Genomic DNA, 17,133 nt, shown 5'->3' with positions numbered 1-17,133 from the left:
TTATTTAAAAAAGAAAAACAATGGAAGAATTAAAGCAATACATGGATTCAACCTATCTTAAAACAGCCGAACAGGCGGGGCTAAGCGAATCTGAAAATGAAAAGATTGTGGTTGATTTGATAAATGAGGCAATTGAGGAAAAATTTAAACTGGCGATGATTCGTCCTGAATATGTTAGATTAAGCAGACAATTGGTAGATAAAACAAATTCCAGAGTCTTGATTGGTACTGTAATAGATTTTCCTGAAGGAAACGGTGGCTTGGAAGCAAAATTAAAGGAAGCTCGTCAGGCGATAACTGAGGGTGCGGATGAGTTAGATTATGTGGTGGATTATCAGGCTTTTAAAAAGGGAGAAATTAATACGGTTAAAGATGAAGTTGAACAGTGTACGGCATTAGGATTGTCAGAAGATAAAACAGTAAAGTGGATTATAGAGGTAGCAGCTTTGACGGATGGTGAAATTATCAAAATCACTGCTCTGATAAAAAATGTGGTTTTGCGCAGATTTTCAGAGAAAGATTACGATAAAGTTTTTGTTAAATCATCTACAGGTTTTTATAAAACATCGGATGGCAAACCAAATGGTGCTACAATTCACGCTTTGGTATTAATGCTTGAAAATGCAGGTCCATTGCCTGTAAAGGCAGCAGGCGGAATAAGAGATAGGAAAACAGCTCTTGAAATGATAGGTTTGGGCGTAAAAAGATTAGGAACATCATCTGCTAAACTTATTGTAAGCGGCAGTGGATCTGCAGCAGGCTATTAAAAGGTTAAAAAGTACTATATTCCAAAGTTGACAACCTTGTTTTTGAGTTTGTTTTAAAAAATTGGAGTATATTTGCGACTCATTAGTAATAAATGAAAACAGCTTTAAATATATCTTCAGAAAAAACTATGTCTCTATCCCTGTTAAAAGATTTTAAGGAAATGACAAAGATGGGGCTGGCTTTAAGTGTTGTTTTTTCAACGATTGCCGGTTATCTTTTGGCTGTTCCGGACTTAAGAAGTATTAATGTTTTAACAGTTATAGCCTTATCTATCGGGGGATATTGTATGGTAGGAGCTTCTAATGCCTTTAATCAGATTATTGAAAAGGACTTGGACGCTAAAATGAAACGTACCCAAAACAGACCTATTGCTTCGGGACGTGTGAAGCAAAGCACAGCCTTTATTTTAGCTGTGATATTGACTTTGTTAGGATTGGGAATTCTCTATTATGTCAGTCCTAAAACAGCGATGTTTGGAGCTATATCAATCTTCTTATACACTAGCGTTTATACACCTTTAAAGCCTATAACTCCCTTATCTGTATTTGTGGGAGCTTTTCCGGGAGCAATTCCGTTTATGTTGGGATGGGTTGCGGAAAGCAATCAGTTTGGAATAGAAGCCGGGACTCTGTTTATGATTCAGTTTTTTTGGCAATTCCCGCATTTTTGGGCAATTGGGTGGTTTTTGTATGACGACTATCAAAGAGGCGGCTTTTCGATGCTGCCTACCGGAAAACGAGATTCTAAAACAGCCATGCAAACTGTTTTGTATACGATTTGGTTAATTATAGCTTCTGTTTTTCCGGTTACAGGATTGACCGGCAGACTTTATCTGACTCCGATTTCGGCAGGACTGATTTTGTTGGCAGGATTATGGATGTTATGGGCGGCGATACGGTTGTACAAACAAAAGACAGACAAGGCAGCCAGAAGCTTAATGCTGGTAAGCGTTACTTATATTTCGCTGATACAGATTATATATGTTTTAGATAAAATATTGAGATGAAAATGGATTTGACAGTTCAAGAAGAATACGTAAAAAAAGGCAAGGCATTTAAAATTATGTTGCTTTTTGCAATGGGAACTATCGGTATGGTCTTTGCTGGATTAACTAGTGCTTATGTAGTGAGTAAATCACGTCCGGATTGGCTTAGTGAGTTTCAATTGCCAAGTGCATTTTTGTATAGTACGATTGCCATTTTGTTAAGTAGCGTAACTATTCATATGGCGTATAAATCCATACAAGGTGATAATCGCAGAAATACTACATTTTATCTGCTTTCTACTTTGATTTTAGGATTGTTATTTGTTTTTTTGCAATTCAGAGGATTTGGAGAAGTAATTAGTGAAGGGTATTTCTTTACAGGAAGTGAGAGTACAATTACTACTTCATTTTTGTATGTTATTGTGATTGTACATATTGCGCATTTAACGGGAGGATTGATTTCTTTACTTTATGTAATTTATAATCATTTTAAACAAAAATATAACTCACAGCAGAACATAGGAATACAGCTGTGTACGTGGTTCTGGCATTTCTTGGATCTGCTTTGGATATATTTGTTTTTGTTTTTTACATTCTATAAATAGAAAATTTAAACTAAATTTGGGAACTTTTATATAACTAACAACTTTTTATGGAAGCGACAGTTACTACAGCAGCTACTAAAGAAAATATCTGGGACGGAGGAAACGAGCCTCTAAAAGTAAGCTACGGTAAATTGATGATGTGGTATTTCATATTATCAGATTCATTAACATTTTGTGGATTCCTTGTCGGATATGGCTTTACAAGGTATAAATTTATGGATACTTGGCCGATAGCTGATGAGGTGTTTAACCACTTTCCTTTTTTACATGGTGTAGACGCACCGATGTATTACGTTGCTTTGATGACGTTTATTTTGATTTTCTCATCTGTAACCATGGTGTTGGCAGTAGATGCAGGACATCAGATGAAAAAAGGAAAAGTAGCCACTTATATGTTTCTTACTATACTTGGCGGTTTGGTATTCTTAGGTTCTCAAGCGTGGGAGTGGAAAAACTTTATCCAAGGTTCTTACGGAGCTGTTGAAACAAGAGGAGGATCTATTTTACAGTTTGTAGGAGAAGATGGAAAACAAATCGCATTAAGTGATTTTTCTATTACAGATCCTAATAGAGAGGATGTATCTCTTACAAGAGCAAAAGGTACTTGGTTTATGAGTGGATCTTCTGCACCTACTTATTCTCTGGAAGAAGTTAAGGCTGGCTTTGAAGCAAATCCTAATTTGCGAATCAGAACTCAAAATACAACAGATGCAAAGCACAAACAGATCCTTTCAAGAGAGGAATCTTTGACTCGTTTAAACGATGCTGTTTTTGTTGTTGAAGGAGCAAATATGATTAGAAATGAATACGGACATAAAACATTTGCAAATTTCTTTTTCTTTATTACAGGATTCCACGGATTCCACGTATTCACAGGGATTTTGATTAACGTTATTATTTTTACAAACGTTTTATTGGGAACTTACCAAAAAAGAGGTTCTTATGAAATGGTTGAAAAAGGAGGGCTATACTGGCACTTTGTGGATTTAGTATGGGTGTTTGTATTTACATTCTTCTATTTAGTATAATTTATTAATTTTTGAAAAATATGGCATCAGAAACAGCACATCATTCAAATACAAAAAGAATTTGGACGGTATTCATCTTACTGTCAATTGTAACAATTGTAGAAGTGGTTTTAGGTATTTTTAAACCAGAATCCGTACACCACGTTCATATTTTTGGATTGAGTTTATTAAATTATATATTTATTATTCTTACTATCGTAAAAGCATACTACATCATGTGGGCTTTTATGCACCTTGAGCAGGAGACGAAAGCTTTCAGATGGTCGGTAGCAGGAACTTTGTCATTTCTTTGTGTTTATTTAATCACATTGGTTTTGATTGAAGGAGATTATGTTTACGAAATACTTCAAACTCAGCAGCAGAAGTGGATATTTTAATAAGATATTAGTATAATTAAGGCGGTTTATTGACCGCCTTTTTTTATTTTTGTAATCCGTTATAGCTTAGAAATGAAAAAATACTTTATTCTTGCTCTTTTGTTTATTATGCCGATAAGTGCATATCTCTTCTTTGCAACGGGCATTAATCAATTTAAGCCATTGCCTATAATTACAGAAGGAATAGACGACCTTCCTAAAGGAAATTCTATATTGGGAAATCAGCCTACATTAAAAGAAAAAATTACTGTTTTAGGGTTTCCGGGAAAAGAACTGTTTGATGATCGGGGAGATGCTTTTAATCTAAATCAGAAAATATATAATAAATATAAAGACTTTGAGGATTTTCAGCTGGTAATGGTTTTACCAAAAGGCAGTGAAGCAGAAGCTCAACGAGTAATTGATGAACTGAGTCCTATTTCAGACATGTCAAAATGGGATTATCTCTTTGTAGAAGAACAGGATTTAAAATCTTTTTTTAATTCTTTAAAATTAGTAGGAAAACTAGATGCTGATTTTTCTACACCAAATGTTTACATCATTGATAAATCAATGAACTTAAGAGGACGTAAAGGCAAAAATAAAAAAGGAGATACAGAATATAAAGAAGGTTATTCTTCGGTTTCTGCTGCCGAACTGCATAATGATATGATGGATGACGTAAAAGTAGTTTTAGCGGAATACAGACTTGCATTAAAGAAAAATTCACGATTAAAGAAGGTAGAATAATATGAGAGATAAATCGTATATATGGATATCATTTATTGTATTGATTTTTGGTATTTGGGCTGTGCCTAAAATTGTAAAAAAATTTGAAAAATCCGATTTATTATTAATCGGGGCAGCACCCGAATTCGAACTGATAGATCAGAATCAAAAGAAAATTACCAATAAAAATTATGAAGGCAAAGTATATGTTCTGGAATTTTTCTTTGCTAACTGCCCTACGATTTGTCCGATAATGAATCAGAATATGCTTAAACTTCAGGAAGAGTTTTACGGGAATCTAAAATTCGGAATAGCATCCATTACTATTGATCCATTAAGAGATACTCCCGAAGCATTAAAGCGTCATGCAGAAGAATTGGGAGTAAAATTACCCTTTTGGCATATGATGACGGGAGATTCAAAATATATTTTTGAGCTTTCAAATAAATTTAATTTATATGCCGGTGCCAATCCCGAAGCTCCCGGAGGTTTTGAACATTCCGGTTTATTTGCATTGATTGACAAAGAGGGAAATATCAGATGTAGAAAAGATGAAAACGGGAATCCGATAGTTTATTATGACGGTACAGCCGATGAAGGCATAGAAATGATAAAAGAAGATATTAAATTATTGCTTGGAGAATAAAAATGGAAGGAAATAAAAAAATCGAACAAAAATATAAGAAGTGGATATGGATTTTGTCTGTAACCATACCTGTCGTTGTTGCGGTATTATTTAGCGTCAATTTGCAAAAATTGGGATATGATGTGAAACCTTTGTCCTTTTTGCCACCGATTTATGCCACTATAAATGGTATTACGGTTTTGCTATTGGTAAGCGCAGTTATAGCTATAAAAAAAGGAAATAAGAAATTGCATGAAAACCTTATAAAAATATGCATAGGCTGCTCAATAGCATTTTTAGCAATGTATGTAGCCTATCACATGACTTCAATTGAAACAAAATTTGGAGGAGAAGGAGTAATACGCTATGTGTATTTTTTTATTTTGTTGACCCATATTCTCTTGTCTATTGTAATCATACCATTTGTGTTGATTACTTTTGTTAGAGGAATTTCAGGAGCTTATCAAAGACATAAAAAACTGGCCCGAATTACATTTCCTATGTGGCTGTATGTAGCAGTTACAGGAGTAATAGTGTATCTTATGATTTCTCCTTATTATGTAAATTAAGATTTAGAAATATGAAAAAAATAAATCTGATTTTACTGTTCTTATTTTTTCCCTTTTTTCAGAATCTATTCGCTCAGTGTGCCATGTGTAGGGCAGTATTGGAAACAGAAGATGGAGGAGTAAAAGCAGAAGCGGTAAATAATGGGATTATGTACTTAATGGTTTTTCCGTATCTCTTGGTGGCTTTCGCTTTGTATTTTAGCTATAAAGTGTACAAGAAAAAACATAAGTGATCGATTTTAAAAAAACCGCTGAACAGCGGTTTTTTTATTGTAACATTTTTAGGTTTTTAGCGTCAAATAGATATTTAATGAAACGCAATATGATCAGATTTTTTAAAATAATGTACTTTTTATCGATATGCTTTGCATTTGGTCTAAGTACATTTGCTCAAAATAAGAAGTGGTCTTTGGATGAATGTATCAATTATGCTATAGAGCATAATGTTCAGATAAAACAATATGAATTAGAAGCTCAGAGTGCAGAAATTAATAAACAGCAAAATATAGGAAACTTTTTTCCAACGATTAATGCCGAAGCTAATCATTCCTGGACAATCTCCGATCAGATGAATGTAACCTCATTGACTACTTCTGTTGCCGATTCAAAAACATTTCAAGCATCAAATTTTGGAATTAGTATAGGAGTAGATATTTACGGAGGAATGCAAAACCAAAATAAGCTGGTCAAATCCAGATTGGCTTTAGTAGCTGCAAGATATCAGGTTCAAAAAATGAAAGAAGACGTTGCATTAAATGTCGTTAATTCATATTTGCAGGTTTTGTTTAATAAAGAGTTGATAAAAACAAATAAAGTTCAGTTGGAGTTTGACCAAAATCAAGAAGTCAAAACGCAGGAATTGGTAAACGCAGGAGTTGTACCGGCAGGCGATTTACTGGATGTTCAGGCAACAGTTGCCGCTGCAAATCAAAGATTAATTGCATCTCAAAATGAATGGGTAATGGCAAAGCTAAATTTGGCTCAGCTATTACAGATTGATGATTATGAGAATTTTGATATATCTGATTCAGATTACGAAATAAAGGATGAACTAATATCAAGTTATACAGCCAATGAAATTAAAGAGAGAGCATTTGAGTCGTTAACCGATATAAAAACAGCTGAAATAAACGTGGAAACAGCTGAAAAAGATGTTCGGATTGCTCAGGGAGCATATCATCCCAAACTTAGAGGTTTTTATAACTTTGGGACTAATATTTATTATCAGGATAGAATTGTTGGACAAGAAATATTGTCTTCGACCAGCCCAATCGGCTATGTGGAAGGAACTAATCAAACGGTAATGCAGCAAAATAGAATGACTGTTTTTGGAGGACCAGAATCTTTTTTTACGCAGTTTGACAATAACAAAAGTTCAACTTTTGGATTGAGTTTGAGTATTCCTATTTTTAACGGCATGCAGGTAAGGAATTCAGTCAAATTGTCTAAATTGGCGTTAGAACAAATTCAAAATGAAAAAGAAGTAGCGGTTTTAAAGCTGGAGCAATTAGTTTTCAAAGCTTATACTGATACCGAAAGCGCTTTAAAAACGTTTGAAGCCAGCGAACTTACATTAAATGCAAGAGAAAGATCTTTAGAATATGCTCGCGAACGTTATGCGGTGGGGTTAATCAATATTTTTGAGCTCAACCAAAACCAAAATATGTATGTTGCGGCTCAGTCCGATTTTTTAAAATCAAAATATGATTACATCTTTAAAACAAAAATTTTAGAATATTATTTTGGGATTCCTCTCTTTAAAAATGAATAGGTTATGAAAAGAAAATATATCATCGGACTTATAGGTTTAATAATTGTTATTGCAGTAATGGCAAGTCAGTTTTTTAATAAAAAGGATAATGGAATTGAAGTTGAAATCTTAAAAATAAAACGGACTGATATTGTAGAAACAGTAACAGCCACCGGAAAAGTACAGCCAGAAATAGAAATAAAGATTTCGCCGGAAGTATCGGGAGAAATTATTAATTTAGCTGTAAAAGAAGGGCAAATTGTGCAAAAAGGACAATTATTAGTAGAAATAAACCCGGGTATTTACGAGTCAAATGTAGATAGAATGGCTGCGCTTTTAGCGACTAGTAAAGCTGGTTTAGAACAGGCTACTGCACAACTCAAAGAAGCGAAGGCAAATCATGAAAGAAATAAAACTCTATTTGAAAAAGGTGTAATTTCGGGTTCAGAATGGGATAAAGTGGTTTCTGCTTATGAAGTCGGAAAAGCTACCCAAAACTCCTCTTATTACAATGTAGAAAGTTCTAAAGCAGCACTTCTGGAAGCACAGCAAAATCTGCTTAAAACAACAATATATTCTCCTGCAGATGGAACAATTTCCAGAGTTGATGTAGAATTAGGTGAAAGAGTTTTGGGGACTCAGCAAATGGCAGGAACAGAGCTTTTACGTGTTGCTAATCTCAATAGTATGGAAGTAGAAGTAGATATCAATGAAAATGATGTAGTCAAAGTTAAAGAAAATGACAGAGTACGTATTGATGTAGATGCTTATCCTAAAAAAGAATTTCAAGGAGTAGTAACCAGTATTGCAAATTCCGCGTCTAATACTACTGCATCGGCAGATCAGGTCACTACTTTTAAAGTAAAAATTAAAATTTTAAAAAGCTCTTACCAAGATTTATTGGATGGTAAATTAAAAGATTATTCTCCGTTTAGACCAGGAATGACAGCTGCAGTAAAAATTGTAACAAAAGAAAAGAAAAAGGTACTAACCATTCCGATTAGTTCAGTAGTCATGAGAAGTGAATCTGAAGTGGACAAAGAAAAACAAAATACAGAGGCAAAAGAGTCATTAAAAGAAGCTGTGTACATCAATGAAGATGGAGTGGCGAAATTGAGATTTATTAAAACAGGAATTCAAGATGATACAAATATTGAAGTAGTTAGCGGTTTGGAAGAAAATGAGGAGATTATTACCGGACCTTATTCTGTGGTTAGCAGAACATTAAAACAAGACGATAAAATAAAAAGAGAAGAGCCTAAAAAATAATGAGTACGATATTAAGCATAGAAACAGCAACAAAAAACTGCTCGGTTTCGTTATCGGTTAATGGAAAGTTAGAAATATGCAGAGAAATAGCAGAAGAAAATTTTTCGCATGCAGAAAAACTACATGTATTTATAGAAGAAATCTTAGCAGATAAAAGAAAAGAGATTAAGGATTTAAACGCAATTGCAGTGAGCTATGGACCGGGGTCTTACACGGGATTGCGCATTGGAGTTTCGTCGGCAAAGGGGCTGTGTTATGGACTGAATATTCCGTTAATAGCTTTAGATACGTTGGAAATTTTAGCTCGGCAATTAGTAGTAGAAAATGGATTGATTATCCCTATGCTTGATGCAAGAAGAATGGAAGTTTTTTGTTCAGTTTTTGATAAAGATTATAATTGTATTCAGTCTGTAGAAGCAAAAATTGTAGATGAAAACTCTTTTGCAGAATTGAAAAATGATGAATTGAATATTCATTTTATTGGTGATGGAGCTGCTAAGTGTAAATCTATTTTTACTGATGATCAATTTATTTTCCACGATGAAATAATTCATCCTTCAGCAAAGAACATGTCGGCTATGGCTTTCGAAAAATATCAAAAAGGAGAGTTTGCAGATGTAGCTTATTTTGAACCTTACTATTTAAAAGATTTTGTATTGCCCGGTAAGAAAAAATAAGGGAATATTTATTTAAGAGTAGATTCTGAAAAATTTTTGTTTTGACGGTTTAAAAATTTTACAGTGAATTACTGATTTCTCTTGCTTTAAGCAAGATATAAGAAGTAGCGATGTTATAATTGTCGTTTTCTACCCAAACTTGTACATTATATGTTATTTTGGTATCAAGAAGTTCTTTTATCAATATTCTGGGTTTAGGTTGTAAAAGTATTTTGTCGTATTTTTCAAGTTCAGTTTGTAATTTTTCTATGAATTCACTTGTGTTTTTAAGTAAGTTGGTTTGAACTAAAACTTCTGCTCTTAGCAAATTATTTTGAGAGATATTTTTAATTTTTCCGTTTGACAATACGCCATTAGGAATATAAATTACATTGTTTTGATAATTGACAATTTGAGTAGAAAAGATATGTATATTAATGACCTTGCCTGATTCTCCTTGAGCTTCAATAATATCGCCTATTCTAAAAGGCTTAAATAAAATAATTAATACACCTCCTGCAAAATTGCTTAGTGATCCTTGGAGAGATAAACCAATAGCTAAACTCATCGCTCCGATGATAGCCACAAAGGAACTGGTTTGAATGCCTAATTTGGAAGCAATTATTACAAAGAGTAAAACGCGTAGCCCCCAAATCAATACATCAGAAATAAAACTGGCGAAAGTAGGATCTATTTTTCTACGGCTTAAAATTTTGTGTGTAAATTTTTTGATTGCTCGAATAAGCCATAATCCCAAAGCTAAAATAAAAAGAGCAGTTACAATTTGTGGTATGTACTCAATTGTGTTTTCAACATAATGAGTTAATAGAGTATCTAACTTTTTCATTTTATTACAAAATAGTATCAGTTGTGAATTCTTGGTATTCTACAGGAGCTTGACAAGTAAAATTACTACAAAAATAAACTAAAGTTTTATTAGTGCCAGTATATCCTGACAAATAGGGGATCGAAGTTTGTTGATTAACCGGAAATAAAAATGCTTTAGTTAGTAACTTTGACCGAAGGTTTATACATTTTTCAACAGCATCCGAGCCCACTATACTTATTTCAATTGGATTTTGTAGATATAAATCAGCCAAAAGCCAATGAGAATATGCCGAGGGGAAGTCGATATTTGTCTTTACAGTTTCTATCATTTTTTTGGCAATTTCTGTATAGTAATTGTTCTGATATAAGACACCCATTTTTAATAAGTTTAAAGCCATAACTGCATTAGAAGAGGGGATGACGTTATCTTCTGTTTCTATATTTTTTACAGGAATAGAAGAAGTGTCTTGGCTAAAATAAAAGAAACCGAAGGTTTGATCTAGAAAATAGTCTAGCGTAAGATTAAGGGCGTTTTTGGCATCAGATAAATAATGGTCTCTTCCCGTATGTTCAAATAAGGCAATCAATGCTCGGATATAAAAAGCATAATCGTCTAGATAGGCAGCAATAGAAGCTGTTGGCAATTTGTATGTATGTAGTAGTCCACAGCTTTCGGTCCACAGCTTCTTTTGAATAAAATTCATATTTTGGATTGCTATATGCAAATACTCATCCTGATGAGTGGCAGTATAAGAGTCTAATAAGCCCTGAATCAACATAGCATTCCATGCTGTGAGTGTTTTGTCGTCTAAACGTGGCTTGATTTTTTTATTTTTTCTGTATTCTAGCAAATTGCTTTCCCAATCTTTCTTTTTAGCCTCTAATTCTCTGGTTGAAAGATTGTTTTTTGAAGCAATGTCCTCTAATTTTTTGGACTGAATGAATACGTATTCTCCATTTTCCCAATATCCGTATTCATTAATATTAAAAACTTGTTTAAATAAATCATAATCATGTAGGATGAGAGTTTTTAATTCCTCTTCTTTCCAACTGTAGTAAGCACCTTCTTTTAGTATATTATCATCAGTTAAACTATCCGCATCTAAGGCGGAGAAGTATCCGCCTTCATTATTATACCAATTGTTATTTATAAATGAGATGGTTTTTTCAATCACTTGTTGGTAAAGTGGATCTTTAGTTCTTTTATATGCATCTGCATAAACTGACAAAAGTTGAGCATTGTCGTAAAGCATTTTTTCAAAATGAGGAATGTGCCACTTTTCATCTACTGAATATCTTGAAAATCCACCTTCAACCACATCAAAAATTCCTCCCCAAGCCATTTTGGTTAGTGTAAGATCGATGTATTTTAAAAGAGAGGTATCGTTTTGTATAACGCCCCATTTTTGAAGATAAAGAAGATTGTCAGGCATCATAAACTTGGGTGTTCGCATATATCCGCCATATTCATGGTTAAAGCTCTTTTTCCATTTTGCAAGAGCTTCTTCCAGCTGAAAAGCATTATTATTGCTTGGAAGAGGAGCCAAACTTAATATGGTTATTCCTTCTTGAAGTTGTTTGGCAAAATCTTCAGTAATTTTGGGCTGATTTTTAAATAATTTGTATAACTGAGAAAGTGAGTCTAGCCAAACTTCTCTTTTAAAATAAGTGCCGCCCCAAATAGGTCTTCCATCCGGAAGACAAACAACGTTTAAAGGCCACCCTCCTTGTTTTGTCATCAGTTGCACAGCTTTCATGTAATAAGCATCAGCATCAGGATGTTCTTCGCGGTCTATTTTTACAGCCACAAAATGAGAGTTCATTAATTCAGCTACTTCTTGGCTCTCAAAACTTTCGTGCTCCATAACATGACACCAATGACAAGTAGAGTACCCTATGCTGATTATTAAAAGCTTATTTTCTGTTTGTGCTTGTAATAAGGTATTGGGATTCCACGCTTTCCAATGAATAGGATTTTGGGCGTGTTGTAGTAAATACGGACTAGATTCTTTAACTAACTCATTCATGGATATTGCTGTAAATGATGTAACACAAAGGTAAATATTATGGTTGATACTGACTTTTAAAAACGAAAGATAACATTAAGTTAACTTTGAAATGATTTATTATAGAGAATTTTGCAACTCATTTTAAAGTTACTGTTTATAACATGGAACAGATTTTCGTTGTAATGTTAATAGCTTTAGCAGTATTGGCTATTATAGACTTAACAGTGGGAGTAAGTAATGATGCGGTTAATTTTTTGAACTCGGCTTTAGGCTCTAAAGCGGTTTCGTTTAAAACAATTATGATCGTAGCTTCGTTAGGAATATTGATTGGAGCTGTTTTTTCGGGAGGAATGATGGAAATAGCTCGCAGCGGTATATTTATACCCAGCATGTTTACTTTTAATGATGTAATGATTATTTTTCTGGCAGTAATGATAACGGATGTTTTATTGCTGGATGTATTTAATTCATTAGGGCTTCCTACTTCAACAACAGTTTCTATTGTTTTTGAATTATTGGGAGCGGCAGTTTGTTTGGCAGTACTTAAAATTATTATTTCAGAAGATAATTGGGCAACTCTGCCTTCGTATATTAATACCGAAAAAGCAACAGAAATCGTAATTGGAATTTTGTTGTCAGTACTGCTGTCTTTTGCACTTGGAACAATTGTGCAATATATTTCTCGTTTGATTTTTACATTTCAGGTTGATAGAAAATTAAAATATTTTGGAGCTATATTCGGCGGAGTAGCAATTTCGGCAATTACATTTTTTATTCTGATTAAAGGACTCAAAGGTTCTAGTGTTTTGTCATCAGAAGCATCTTTTTGGATAGATAGTAATCAGTGGACCATCCTCATGTTGAGTTTTGTGGTATGGACAGCACTTTCTCAGGTTATAATGAGTGTTTTTAAAGTAAATATTCTTAGAGTAATTATAGTTATAGGAACTTTTGCATTGGCACTAGCATTTGCCGGGAATGATTTGGTAAACTTTATAGGCGTTCCTATTGCTGCTTTTCAGTCTTTTCAGTTTTTTTCTGCATCAGGACAAACACCAGATACTTATATGATGGGGAGATTAGCAGAAGAAGATGTAGTAGCACCTTTTTATTTTTTGCTGATAGCCGGACTGGTAATGGTTTATACGCTTTGGACTTCTAAAAAAGCCAGAAGTGTAATTGAAACAGAAATAAGTTTAGCTCGAGAAGATTCTTCGTCATCAGAAGAAAAGTTTAATCCTAACATTCTGTCTAAAGTTATTGTTAGAGGAGTGGTTCTGATAGGAATGGGAATAAACTATTTTTTGCCTCAATCTTTACAGATTAAGATGGACAGACGTTTTGAAAAACCACTTTTAACTAGACGTTCCAAGAAAGATGAACCTGCATTCGATATGGTAAGAGCTTCCGTTAATCTAATGGTGGCAAGTATATTAATTTCAATAGGAACATCAATGAAACTTCCGCTTTCTACTACCTATGTAACATTTATGGTTGCTATGGGAACTTCATTTGCAGACCGAGCCTGGGATAGAGATTCAGCAGTGTACCGGGTGGCAGGAGTTTTTAATGTGATTGGAGGGTGGTTTGTAACGGCTATTGTTGCGTTTATAGCTGCATTTGTCGTTGCCTATATTTTGAAAATAGGGGAGATTTATGCTCTGATAGGGATGTTAATTTTGTTGGGGATTTTATTGTATAGAAGTAATAAAATGCACCTTAAAAAGACAAAAGAAAAAGAAGCTTTGGATTTAAAATTAAATCAGGTTGATATTGTTACCATTCAAGAAGTAGCATCGGAAAGTTCTTCGCAGATTGCCGGAGTGATAACCCAGATAAATGATTGGTATACTGCTATTATTGATGGTGTTGCTATACAAGATTTAAATAAGCTTAAAAAAAGCAGAAAGCAGTTAAAAAAACTCGAAAAAGAAATTGACAAGCTCAGAGGGAATGTGTATTTTTTTATTAAAAACCTCGATGAAACCTCTGTAGAAGCTAGTAAGTTTTATGTTTTGACCTTAGGATATTTGCAGGATATGATTAAAGCCATGAGCTTTATTGCCCAAAATAGCTATTTGCACGTTGATAATAATCACAAAAAATTAAAATTTAACCAAATCAGAGACTTAAAACATATTGATAATAAACTTCAGGAGTTATTCGATAAAATTATAATCTTATTTACCGAAGAGAATTTTTCAGATATCAACCAAATCTTGAATGATAAAGATGAATTGATTTCTTCAGTAGACCGATTAATTCAAAAGCAAATAATCCGTATCCGTACAACAGAAACCAGTCCTAAAAACAGTAAGCTGTATTTTTCCATCTTATTTGAAACTGATGACTTGATGAAATCTACTATTGGTTTATTAGAATTGTTTAAAGATTTTGATATAGAGGCAAAAAGGAAGTCACTTTTGTAGTTCGAAAAACAAAAAGAGCGTTTGTTTCAACGCTCTTTTTATGGCTTGTGTTTTACGTTTTATTGTTCAGGATATTTATAATAAGTTTATTATAGGATGCTTAATGAAATTACTGCATCAGTAGAAGTAGTATAGGCCTCTAATCTGTACTCTTTTCCATTATAAGAAAATTCTACTATTGAAGGTTTGTCATTCCAGCCAACACCTCCTCCAGGATGATTGATATAATCATTTCCAATACAAATTTCAAGTGTTTCATGGTGATACCACAAATCTTCCGTTTCCATCCCCGATGGTGGCAGTGGAATCCATTCTCCTGAGAGTGTATTAGGGTCTGTTACTCCTTTGGGTAAAAAAGGAAATTTCAAATGTTCATTGATTACAGGGGTTCCTGTTACAGGATCCGTTACAGTCGCTTCAAAAGAATAAAATTTACCGTCTTCAGATAAAAAACCTGCTTCAACATATATATTCGAGGAAGGGTTAGCGATATGGAATACTGTATTTGGCAATGCGTAGGATGTGGGGAGTTGTCCCAAATTAGTGTAAAAATCAGATGAATAAGAAGCAGTAAAGACAGGTAAACATTCTATAAGACTGAGGTACTCCATTCCATTGGCCAGAACATTTGGATAATTAGAAACAGGAGTTAGGGCCCAGCCAAAGTGATTACCATCATCAACTCCATCAAATCGAGCTAAACCAACATATGGCACAAATTCTAAATCTAAGTCGGACTCATTAATAAAATGATAATTAACAAGAGAACAGCATATACCGTTGAGAAAAGGAGACTCGTAAGGAATTCCCGGATCATTGGTATAGGCCGTTGGAAGAGTATCTACTGTCTCTTGGACATACTCATCACTGCAGGCAAATAGCATAAAGAAACTTGCAATAGTTAAAATTGTTTTTTTTCATAATCATTTAAATATTTAATATTCATTATTTTAGATTTATATATGATCTATTATAAAATAATAGGTGTCATCCATATCATTTCTTTCATATGAAACTTTTATCCCCATAGTAAGATCTGTAAAAACAGGAGTTACTCCTGGTAAAAAATATCTAACTTCATAAAAGGGTTGGGGTATAGTTCCTCCTGAAAGAGGAATTTCAAAATGCACATCCTGAATATTGTATAAACAAGAAAAGTCAGGATTATTATAATTCTGATTAACAGAAATACTAACTGGATTCACAGGGTAATCATCAAGTGATACTATTCCCGATACAGGAAGACCTATTAGCTTAAACTCTACAAAATAAACTTTGTGATAAGGATAGACATCTGAATTTACGCCATATTTTAAAAAATAACCTATATCTGAGGGGTCTAATAGGTCAATAAAAACTTCATCGTTTAACTCTTGGATAACAAGGTCGCTATTAAAATCTATTTTGTCTGCACTATATTGATTGGTTATATAATCTGTACTTTCAGGAATTGAAAGAAGAGCATCCATATACTCAGGGCCATAAGACGTATTTAAAGTAAACCCACCCAGAATAGAGTTTGCAAATTTTGGTAGCATTATAAATTTTGCTTTAACTTCAAACCCCGTCCTATTAATAATAGCATATTGCATTGATTTATAGGGAACAACTTTAGCTTCTTTCGTTAAATTGTTATTCGTGTTATTATCATAATCCTCAGAGCAGGCAACAATAAAAAGAACAATTAATAAGAATGAAAATGCTTTTTTCATAAGAATAAATTTTAAAATTAATGGTTAAAATTTACACAAAAGGTATGCCGATTCTTAAAAAAAATCAAAATTTTTCAGATTGCTCCCCATAAAAGCAGTATCCGTTAATATAAAGAGGAACATTATTTTCGGAATAGAAATAAGTTGTTTTTAAAGTAAAGTATTACCCGTAGTGCATTTGTATAAGTATTGAATAAAAGTTATGCAATTTTCTAAAAAAGAGTGAATTGCAGTTACCACACAAACAATTCAATGCACAACTTTACAGCAAATTACGATAAAATTTTAGATGTATTAAAGAAATTAGGTCTTGAAAGTGAGAATTTTTTATATCAGATACGCAAACCTAAATTAACAGATTTAAGATTAATCGCTATAAATCTGACTTCAGAATATATGAGTATTGATAGTGAGCATCAACTTTTTAGAATATTACCTGCTGATATTAAGTTACTTATAGAACGAAGTGTTTATAACAGAAGAAAAAGAAGGTTATTTACATATATGGAACGTATTAGAAAACTATTAGCAGAAAAATTTAATGATTCTGAAAAATATTTTATTGTAGACAGCATGCCTTTAGAAGTTTGTAAATTATCAAGAAGCTCACGTAGTAAAATTTGCAAAGAAACCGATTATGCACTTCCAAACAAAGGTTACTGTGCCTCACAGAAAATGCATTATTATGGCTATAAACCTGAGTTCGATTATAACAAGGCTAATTGATTAGTTATTACTTTCTCATATCTAATTGCAGGTTTCTTAGGCAAGAAATGATATGCAATAATTCCAGCGATAAGGTTAGTAAAGAAATT

At 33.3% G+C, this 17,133-nt stretch carries 17 protein-coding genes and 2 pseudogenes; 14 read left to right on the top strand and 5 right to left on the bottom strand.

The features are described 5' to 3' along the window. Nucleotides 1-20 precede the first annotated feature (20 nt). The 12 genes from deoC (at nt 21) to tsaB (ending at nt 9,361) form a co-directional block, all read left to right on the top strand. Nucleotides 21-767, top strand: coding sequence for a deoxyribose-phosphate aldolase (gene deoC / locus C8P70_RS03655; protein ID WP_133711984.1), 747 nt, complete (start codon nt 21-23; stop codon nt 765-767). A gap of 92 nt (nt 768-859) precedes the next feature. Then, nucleotides 860-1,774, top strand: coding sequence for a heme o synthase (gene cyoE / locus C8P70_RS03650; RefSeq protein ID WP_133711983.1), 915 nt, complete (start codon nt 860-862; stop codon nt 1,772-1,774). A 2-nt stretch (nt 1,775-1,776) separates the two neighbouring features. Beyond that, the gene (locus tag C8P70_RS03645; protein ID WP_133712045.1) at nt 1,777-2,358 is read left to right on the top strand and encodes a cytochrome c oxidase subunit 3; all 582 of its coding nucleotides are present in this window, start codon (nt 1,777-1,779) and stop codon (nt 2,356-2,358) included. A 47-nt stretch (nt 2,359-2,405) separates the two neighbouring features. After that, entirely contained in the window at nt 2,406-3,386 is a 981-nt protein-coding gene (locus C8P70_RS03640; protein ID WP_133711982.1) for a cytochrome c oxidase subunit 3, read from the top strand. Between the two features lie 20 nt (nt 3,387-3,406). Continuing rightward, entirely contained in the window at nt 3,407-3,763 is a 357-nt protein-coding gene (locus tag C8P70_RS03635) for a cytochrome C oxidase subunit IV family protein (RefSeq protein WP_133711981.1), read from the top strand. A 72-nt stretch (nt 3,764-3,835) separates the two neighbouring features. Next, nucleotides 3,836-4,492 carry a hypothetical protein gene (locus C8P70_RS03630; RefSeq protein ID WP_243832655.1) on the top strand — a complete coding sequence of 219 codons (657 nt, stop codon included), beginning with the start codon at nt 3,836-3,838 and terminating at the stop codon, nt 4,490-4,492. A 1-nt stretch (nt 4,493) separates the two neighbouring features. Next, nucleotides 4,494-5,117: an SCO family protein gene (locus C8P70_RS03625; protein ID WP_133711980.1), complete on the top strand. Its 624-nt coding sequence runs from the start codon at nt 4,494-4,496 to the stop codon at nt 5,115-5,117. Nucleotides 5,118-5,119: 2 nt separating this feature from the next. Beyond that, nucleotides 5,120-5,665 carry a DUF420 domain-containing protein gene (locus C8P70_RS03620; RefSeq protein ID WP_133711979.1) on the top strand — a complete coding sequence of 182 codons (546 nt, stop codon included), beginning with the start codon at nt 5,120-5,122 and terminating at the stop codon, nt 5,663-5,665. 11 nt (nt 5,666-5,676) lie between these two features. Then, a complete protein-coding gene (locus C8P70_RS03615) occupies nt 5,677-5,898 on the top strand; it encodes a hypothetical protein (protein ID WP_133711978.1) in 222 nt (73 codons plus the stop codon). Nucleotides 5,899-5,975: 77 nt separating this feature from the next. After that, nucleotides 5,976-7,436, top strand: a complete 1,461-nt coding sequence (locus tag C8P70_RS03610) for a TolC family protein (RefSeq protein ID WP_243832654.1) — start codon at nt 5,976-5,978, stop codon at nt 7,434-7,436. Between the two features lie 3 nt (nt 7,437-7,439). Then, complete coding sequence (locus C8P70_RS03605) at nt 7,440-8,684, top strand: efflux RND transporter periplasmic adaptor subunit (protein WP_133711976.1); 1,245 nt, start codon at nt 7,440-7,442, stop codon at nt 8,682-8,684. Beyond that, nucleotides 8,684-9,361 (top strand): tRNA (adenosine(37)-N6)-threonylcarbamoyltransferase complex dimerization subunit type 1 TsaB, encoded by a 678-nt coding sequence (gene tsaB / locus C8P70_RS03600; protein WP_133711975.1) that lies wholly within the window; start codon nt 8,684-8,686, stop codon nt 9,359-9,361. The genes C8P70_RS03605 and tsaB overlap by 1 nt, the downstream gene beginning before the upstream one ends. Before the next feature lie 58 nt (nt 9,362-9,419). On the opposite strand, the gene C8P70_RS03595 is transcribed toward tsaB, so the two are convergent. Continuing rightward, nucleotides 9,420-10,187 carry a mechanosensitive ion channel family protein gene (locus C8P70_RS03595; RefSeq protein ID WP_133711974.1) on the bottom strand — a complete coding sequence of 256 codons (768 nt, stop codon included), beginning with the start codon at nt 10,185-10,187 and terminating at the stop codon, nt 9,420-9,422. 4 nt (nt 10,188-10,191) lie between these two features. Beyond that, on the bottom strand, nt 10,192-12,195 hold the full coding sequence (locus tag C8P70_RS03590) for a thioredoxin domain-containing protein (protein WP_133711973.1): 2,004 nt from the start codon (nt 12,193-12,195) through the stop codon (nt 10,192-10,194). Between the two features lie 143 nt (nt 12,196-12,338). Between C8P70_RS03590 and C8P70_RS03585 the strand changes: the two genes are divergently transcribed. Beyond that, the gene (locus C8P70_RS03585; protein WP_133711972.1) at nt 12,339-14,606 is read left to right on the top strand and encodes an inorganic phosphate transporter; all 2,268 of its coding nucleotides are present in this window, start codon (nt 12,339-12,341) and stop codon (nt 14,604-14,606) included. Between the two features lie 89 nt (nt 14,607-14,695). Here the strand turns inward: C8P70_RS03585 and C8P70_RS03580 are convergent, their stop codons facing one another. Continuing rightward, on the bottom strand, nt 14,696-15,490 hold the full coding sequence (locus C8P70_RS03580) for a hypothetical protein (RefSeq protein WP_133711971.1): 795 nt from the start codon (nt 15,488-15,490) through the stop codon (nt 14,696-14,698). 72 nt (nt 15,491-15,562) lie between these two features. Continuing rightward, nucleotides 15,563-16,318 carry a hypothetical protein gene (locus C8P70_RS03575; RefSeq protein ID WP_133711970.1) on the bottom strand — a complete coding sequence of 252 codons (756 nt, stop codon included), beginning with the start codon at nt 16,316-16,318 and terminating at the stop codon, nt 15,563-15,565. Between the two features lie 252 nt (nt 16,319-16,570). On the opposite strand from C8P70_RS03575, the pseudogene C8P70_RS03570 reads away from it, so the two are divergent. Further along, nucleotides 16,571-17,014 (top strand): annotated as a pseudogene (locus C8P70_RS03570) (IS982 family transposase); the annotation flags it as partial. Nucleotides 17,015-17,025: 11 nt separating this feature from the next. Here C8P70_RS03570 and C8P70_RS14300 read toward each other — a convergent pair. Beyond that, nucleotides 17,026-17,133, bottom strand: a pseudogene (locus C8P70_RS14300) (IS982 family transposase); the annotation flags it as partial.

Source organism: Myroides indicus, assembly GCF_004364575.1.
Taxonomy (GTDB): Bacteria; Bacteroidota; Bacteroidia; order Flavobacteriales; family Flavobacteriaceae; genus Flavobacterium; species Flavobacterium indicum_A.
Note: the sequence above shows the minus strand (reverse complement) of the source record. Positions and strands in the feature narration are given on the sequence as shown.

Excerpts from the sequence above, each read along its gene's own strand:
- deoC (WP_133711984.1), top strand. The coding sequence starts at position 21 with ATGGAAGAATTAAAGCAATACATGGATTCAACCTATCTTAAAACAGCC.
- cyoE (WP_133711983.1), top strand. The coding sequence starts at position 860 with ATGAAAACAGCTTTAAATATATCTTCAGAAAAAACTATGTCTCTATCC.
- C8P70_RS03645 (WP_133712045.1), top strand. The coding sequence starts at position 1,777 with ATGGATTTGACAGTTCAAGAAGAATACGTAAAAAAAGGCAAGGCATTT.
- C8P70_RS03640 (WP_133711982.1), top strand. The coding sequence starts at position 2,406 with ATGGAAGCGACAGTTACTACAGCAGCTACTAAAGAAAATATCTGGGAC.
- C8P70_RS03635 (WP_133711981.1), top strand. The coding sequence starts at position 3,407 with ATGGCATCAGAAACAGCACATCATTCAAATACAAAAAGAATTTGGACG.
- C8P70_RS03630 (WP_243832655.1), top strand. The coding sequence starts at position 3,836 with ATGAAAAAATACTTTATTCTTGCTCTTTTGTTTATTATGCCGATAAGT.
- C8P70_RS03625 (WP_133711980.1), top strand. The coding sequence starts at position 4,494 with ATGAGAGATAAATCGTATATATGGATATCATTTATTGTATTGATTTTT.
- C8P70_RS03620 (WP_133711979.1), top strand. The coding sequence starts at position 5,120 with ATGGAAGGAAATAAAAAAATCGAACAAAAATATAAGAAGTGGATATGG.
- C8P70_RS03615 (WP_133711978.1), top strand. The coding sequence starts at position 5,677 with ATGAAAAAAATAAATCTGATTTTACTGTTCTTATTTTTTCCCTTTTTT.
- C8P70_RS03610 (WP_243832654.1), top strand. The coding sequence starts at position 5,976 with ATGAAACGCAATATGATCAGATTTTTTAAAATAATGTACTTTTTATCG.
- C8P70_RS03605 (WP_133711976.1), top strand. The coding sequence starts at position 7,440 with ATGAAAAGAAAATATATCATCGGACTTATAGGTTTAATAATTGTTATT.
- tsaB (WP_133711975.1), top strand. The coding sequence starts at position 8,684 with ATGAGTACGATATTAAGCATAGAAACAGCAACAAAAAACTGCTCGGTT.
- C8P70_RS03595 (WP_133711974.1), bottom strand. The coding sequence starts at position 10,187 with ATGAAAAAGTTAGATACTCTATTAACTCATTATGTTGAAAACACAATT.
- C8P70_RS03590 (WP_133711973.1), bottom strand. The coding sequence starts at position 12,195 with ATGAATGAGTTAGTTAAAGAATCTAGTCCGTATTTACTACAACACGCC.
- C8P70_RS03585 (WP_133711972.1), top strand. The coding sequence starts at position 12,339 with ATGGAACAGATTTTCGTTGTAATGTTAATAGCTTTAGCAGTATTGGCT.
- C8P70_RS03580 (WP_133711971.1), bottom strand. The coding sequence starts at position 15,490 with ATGCTATTTGCCTGCAGTGATGAGTATGTCCAAGAGACAGTAGATACT.
- C8P70_RS03575 (WP_133711970.1), bottom strand. The coding sequence starts at position 16,318 with ATGAAAAAAGCATTTTCATTCTTATTAATTGTTCTTTTTATTGTTGCC.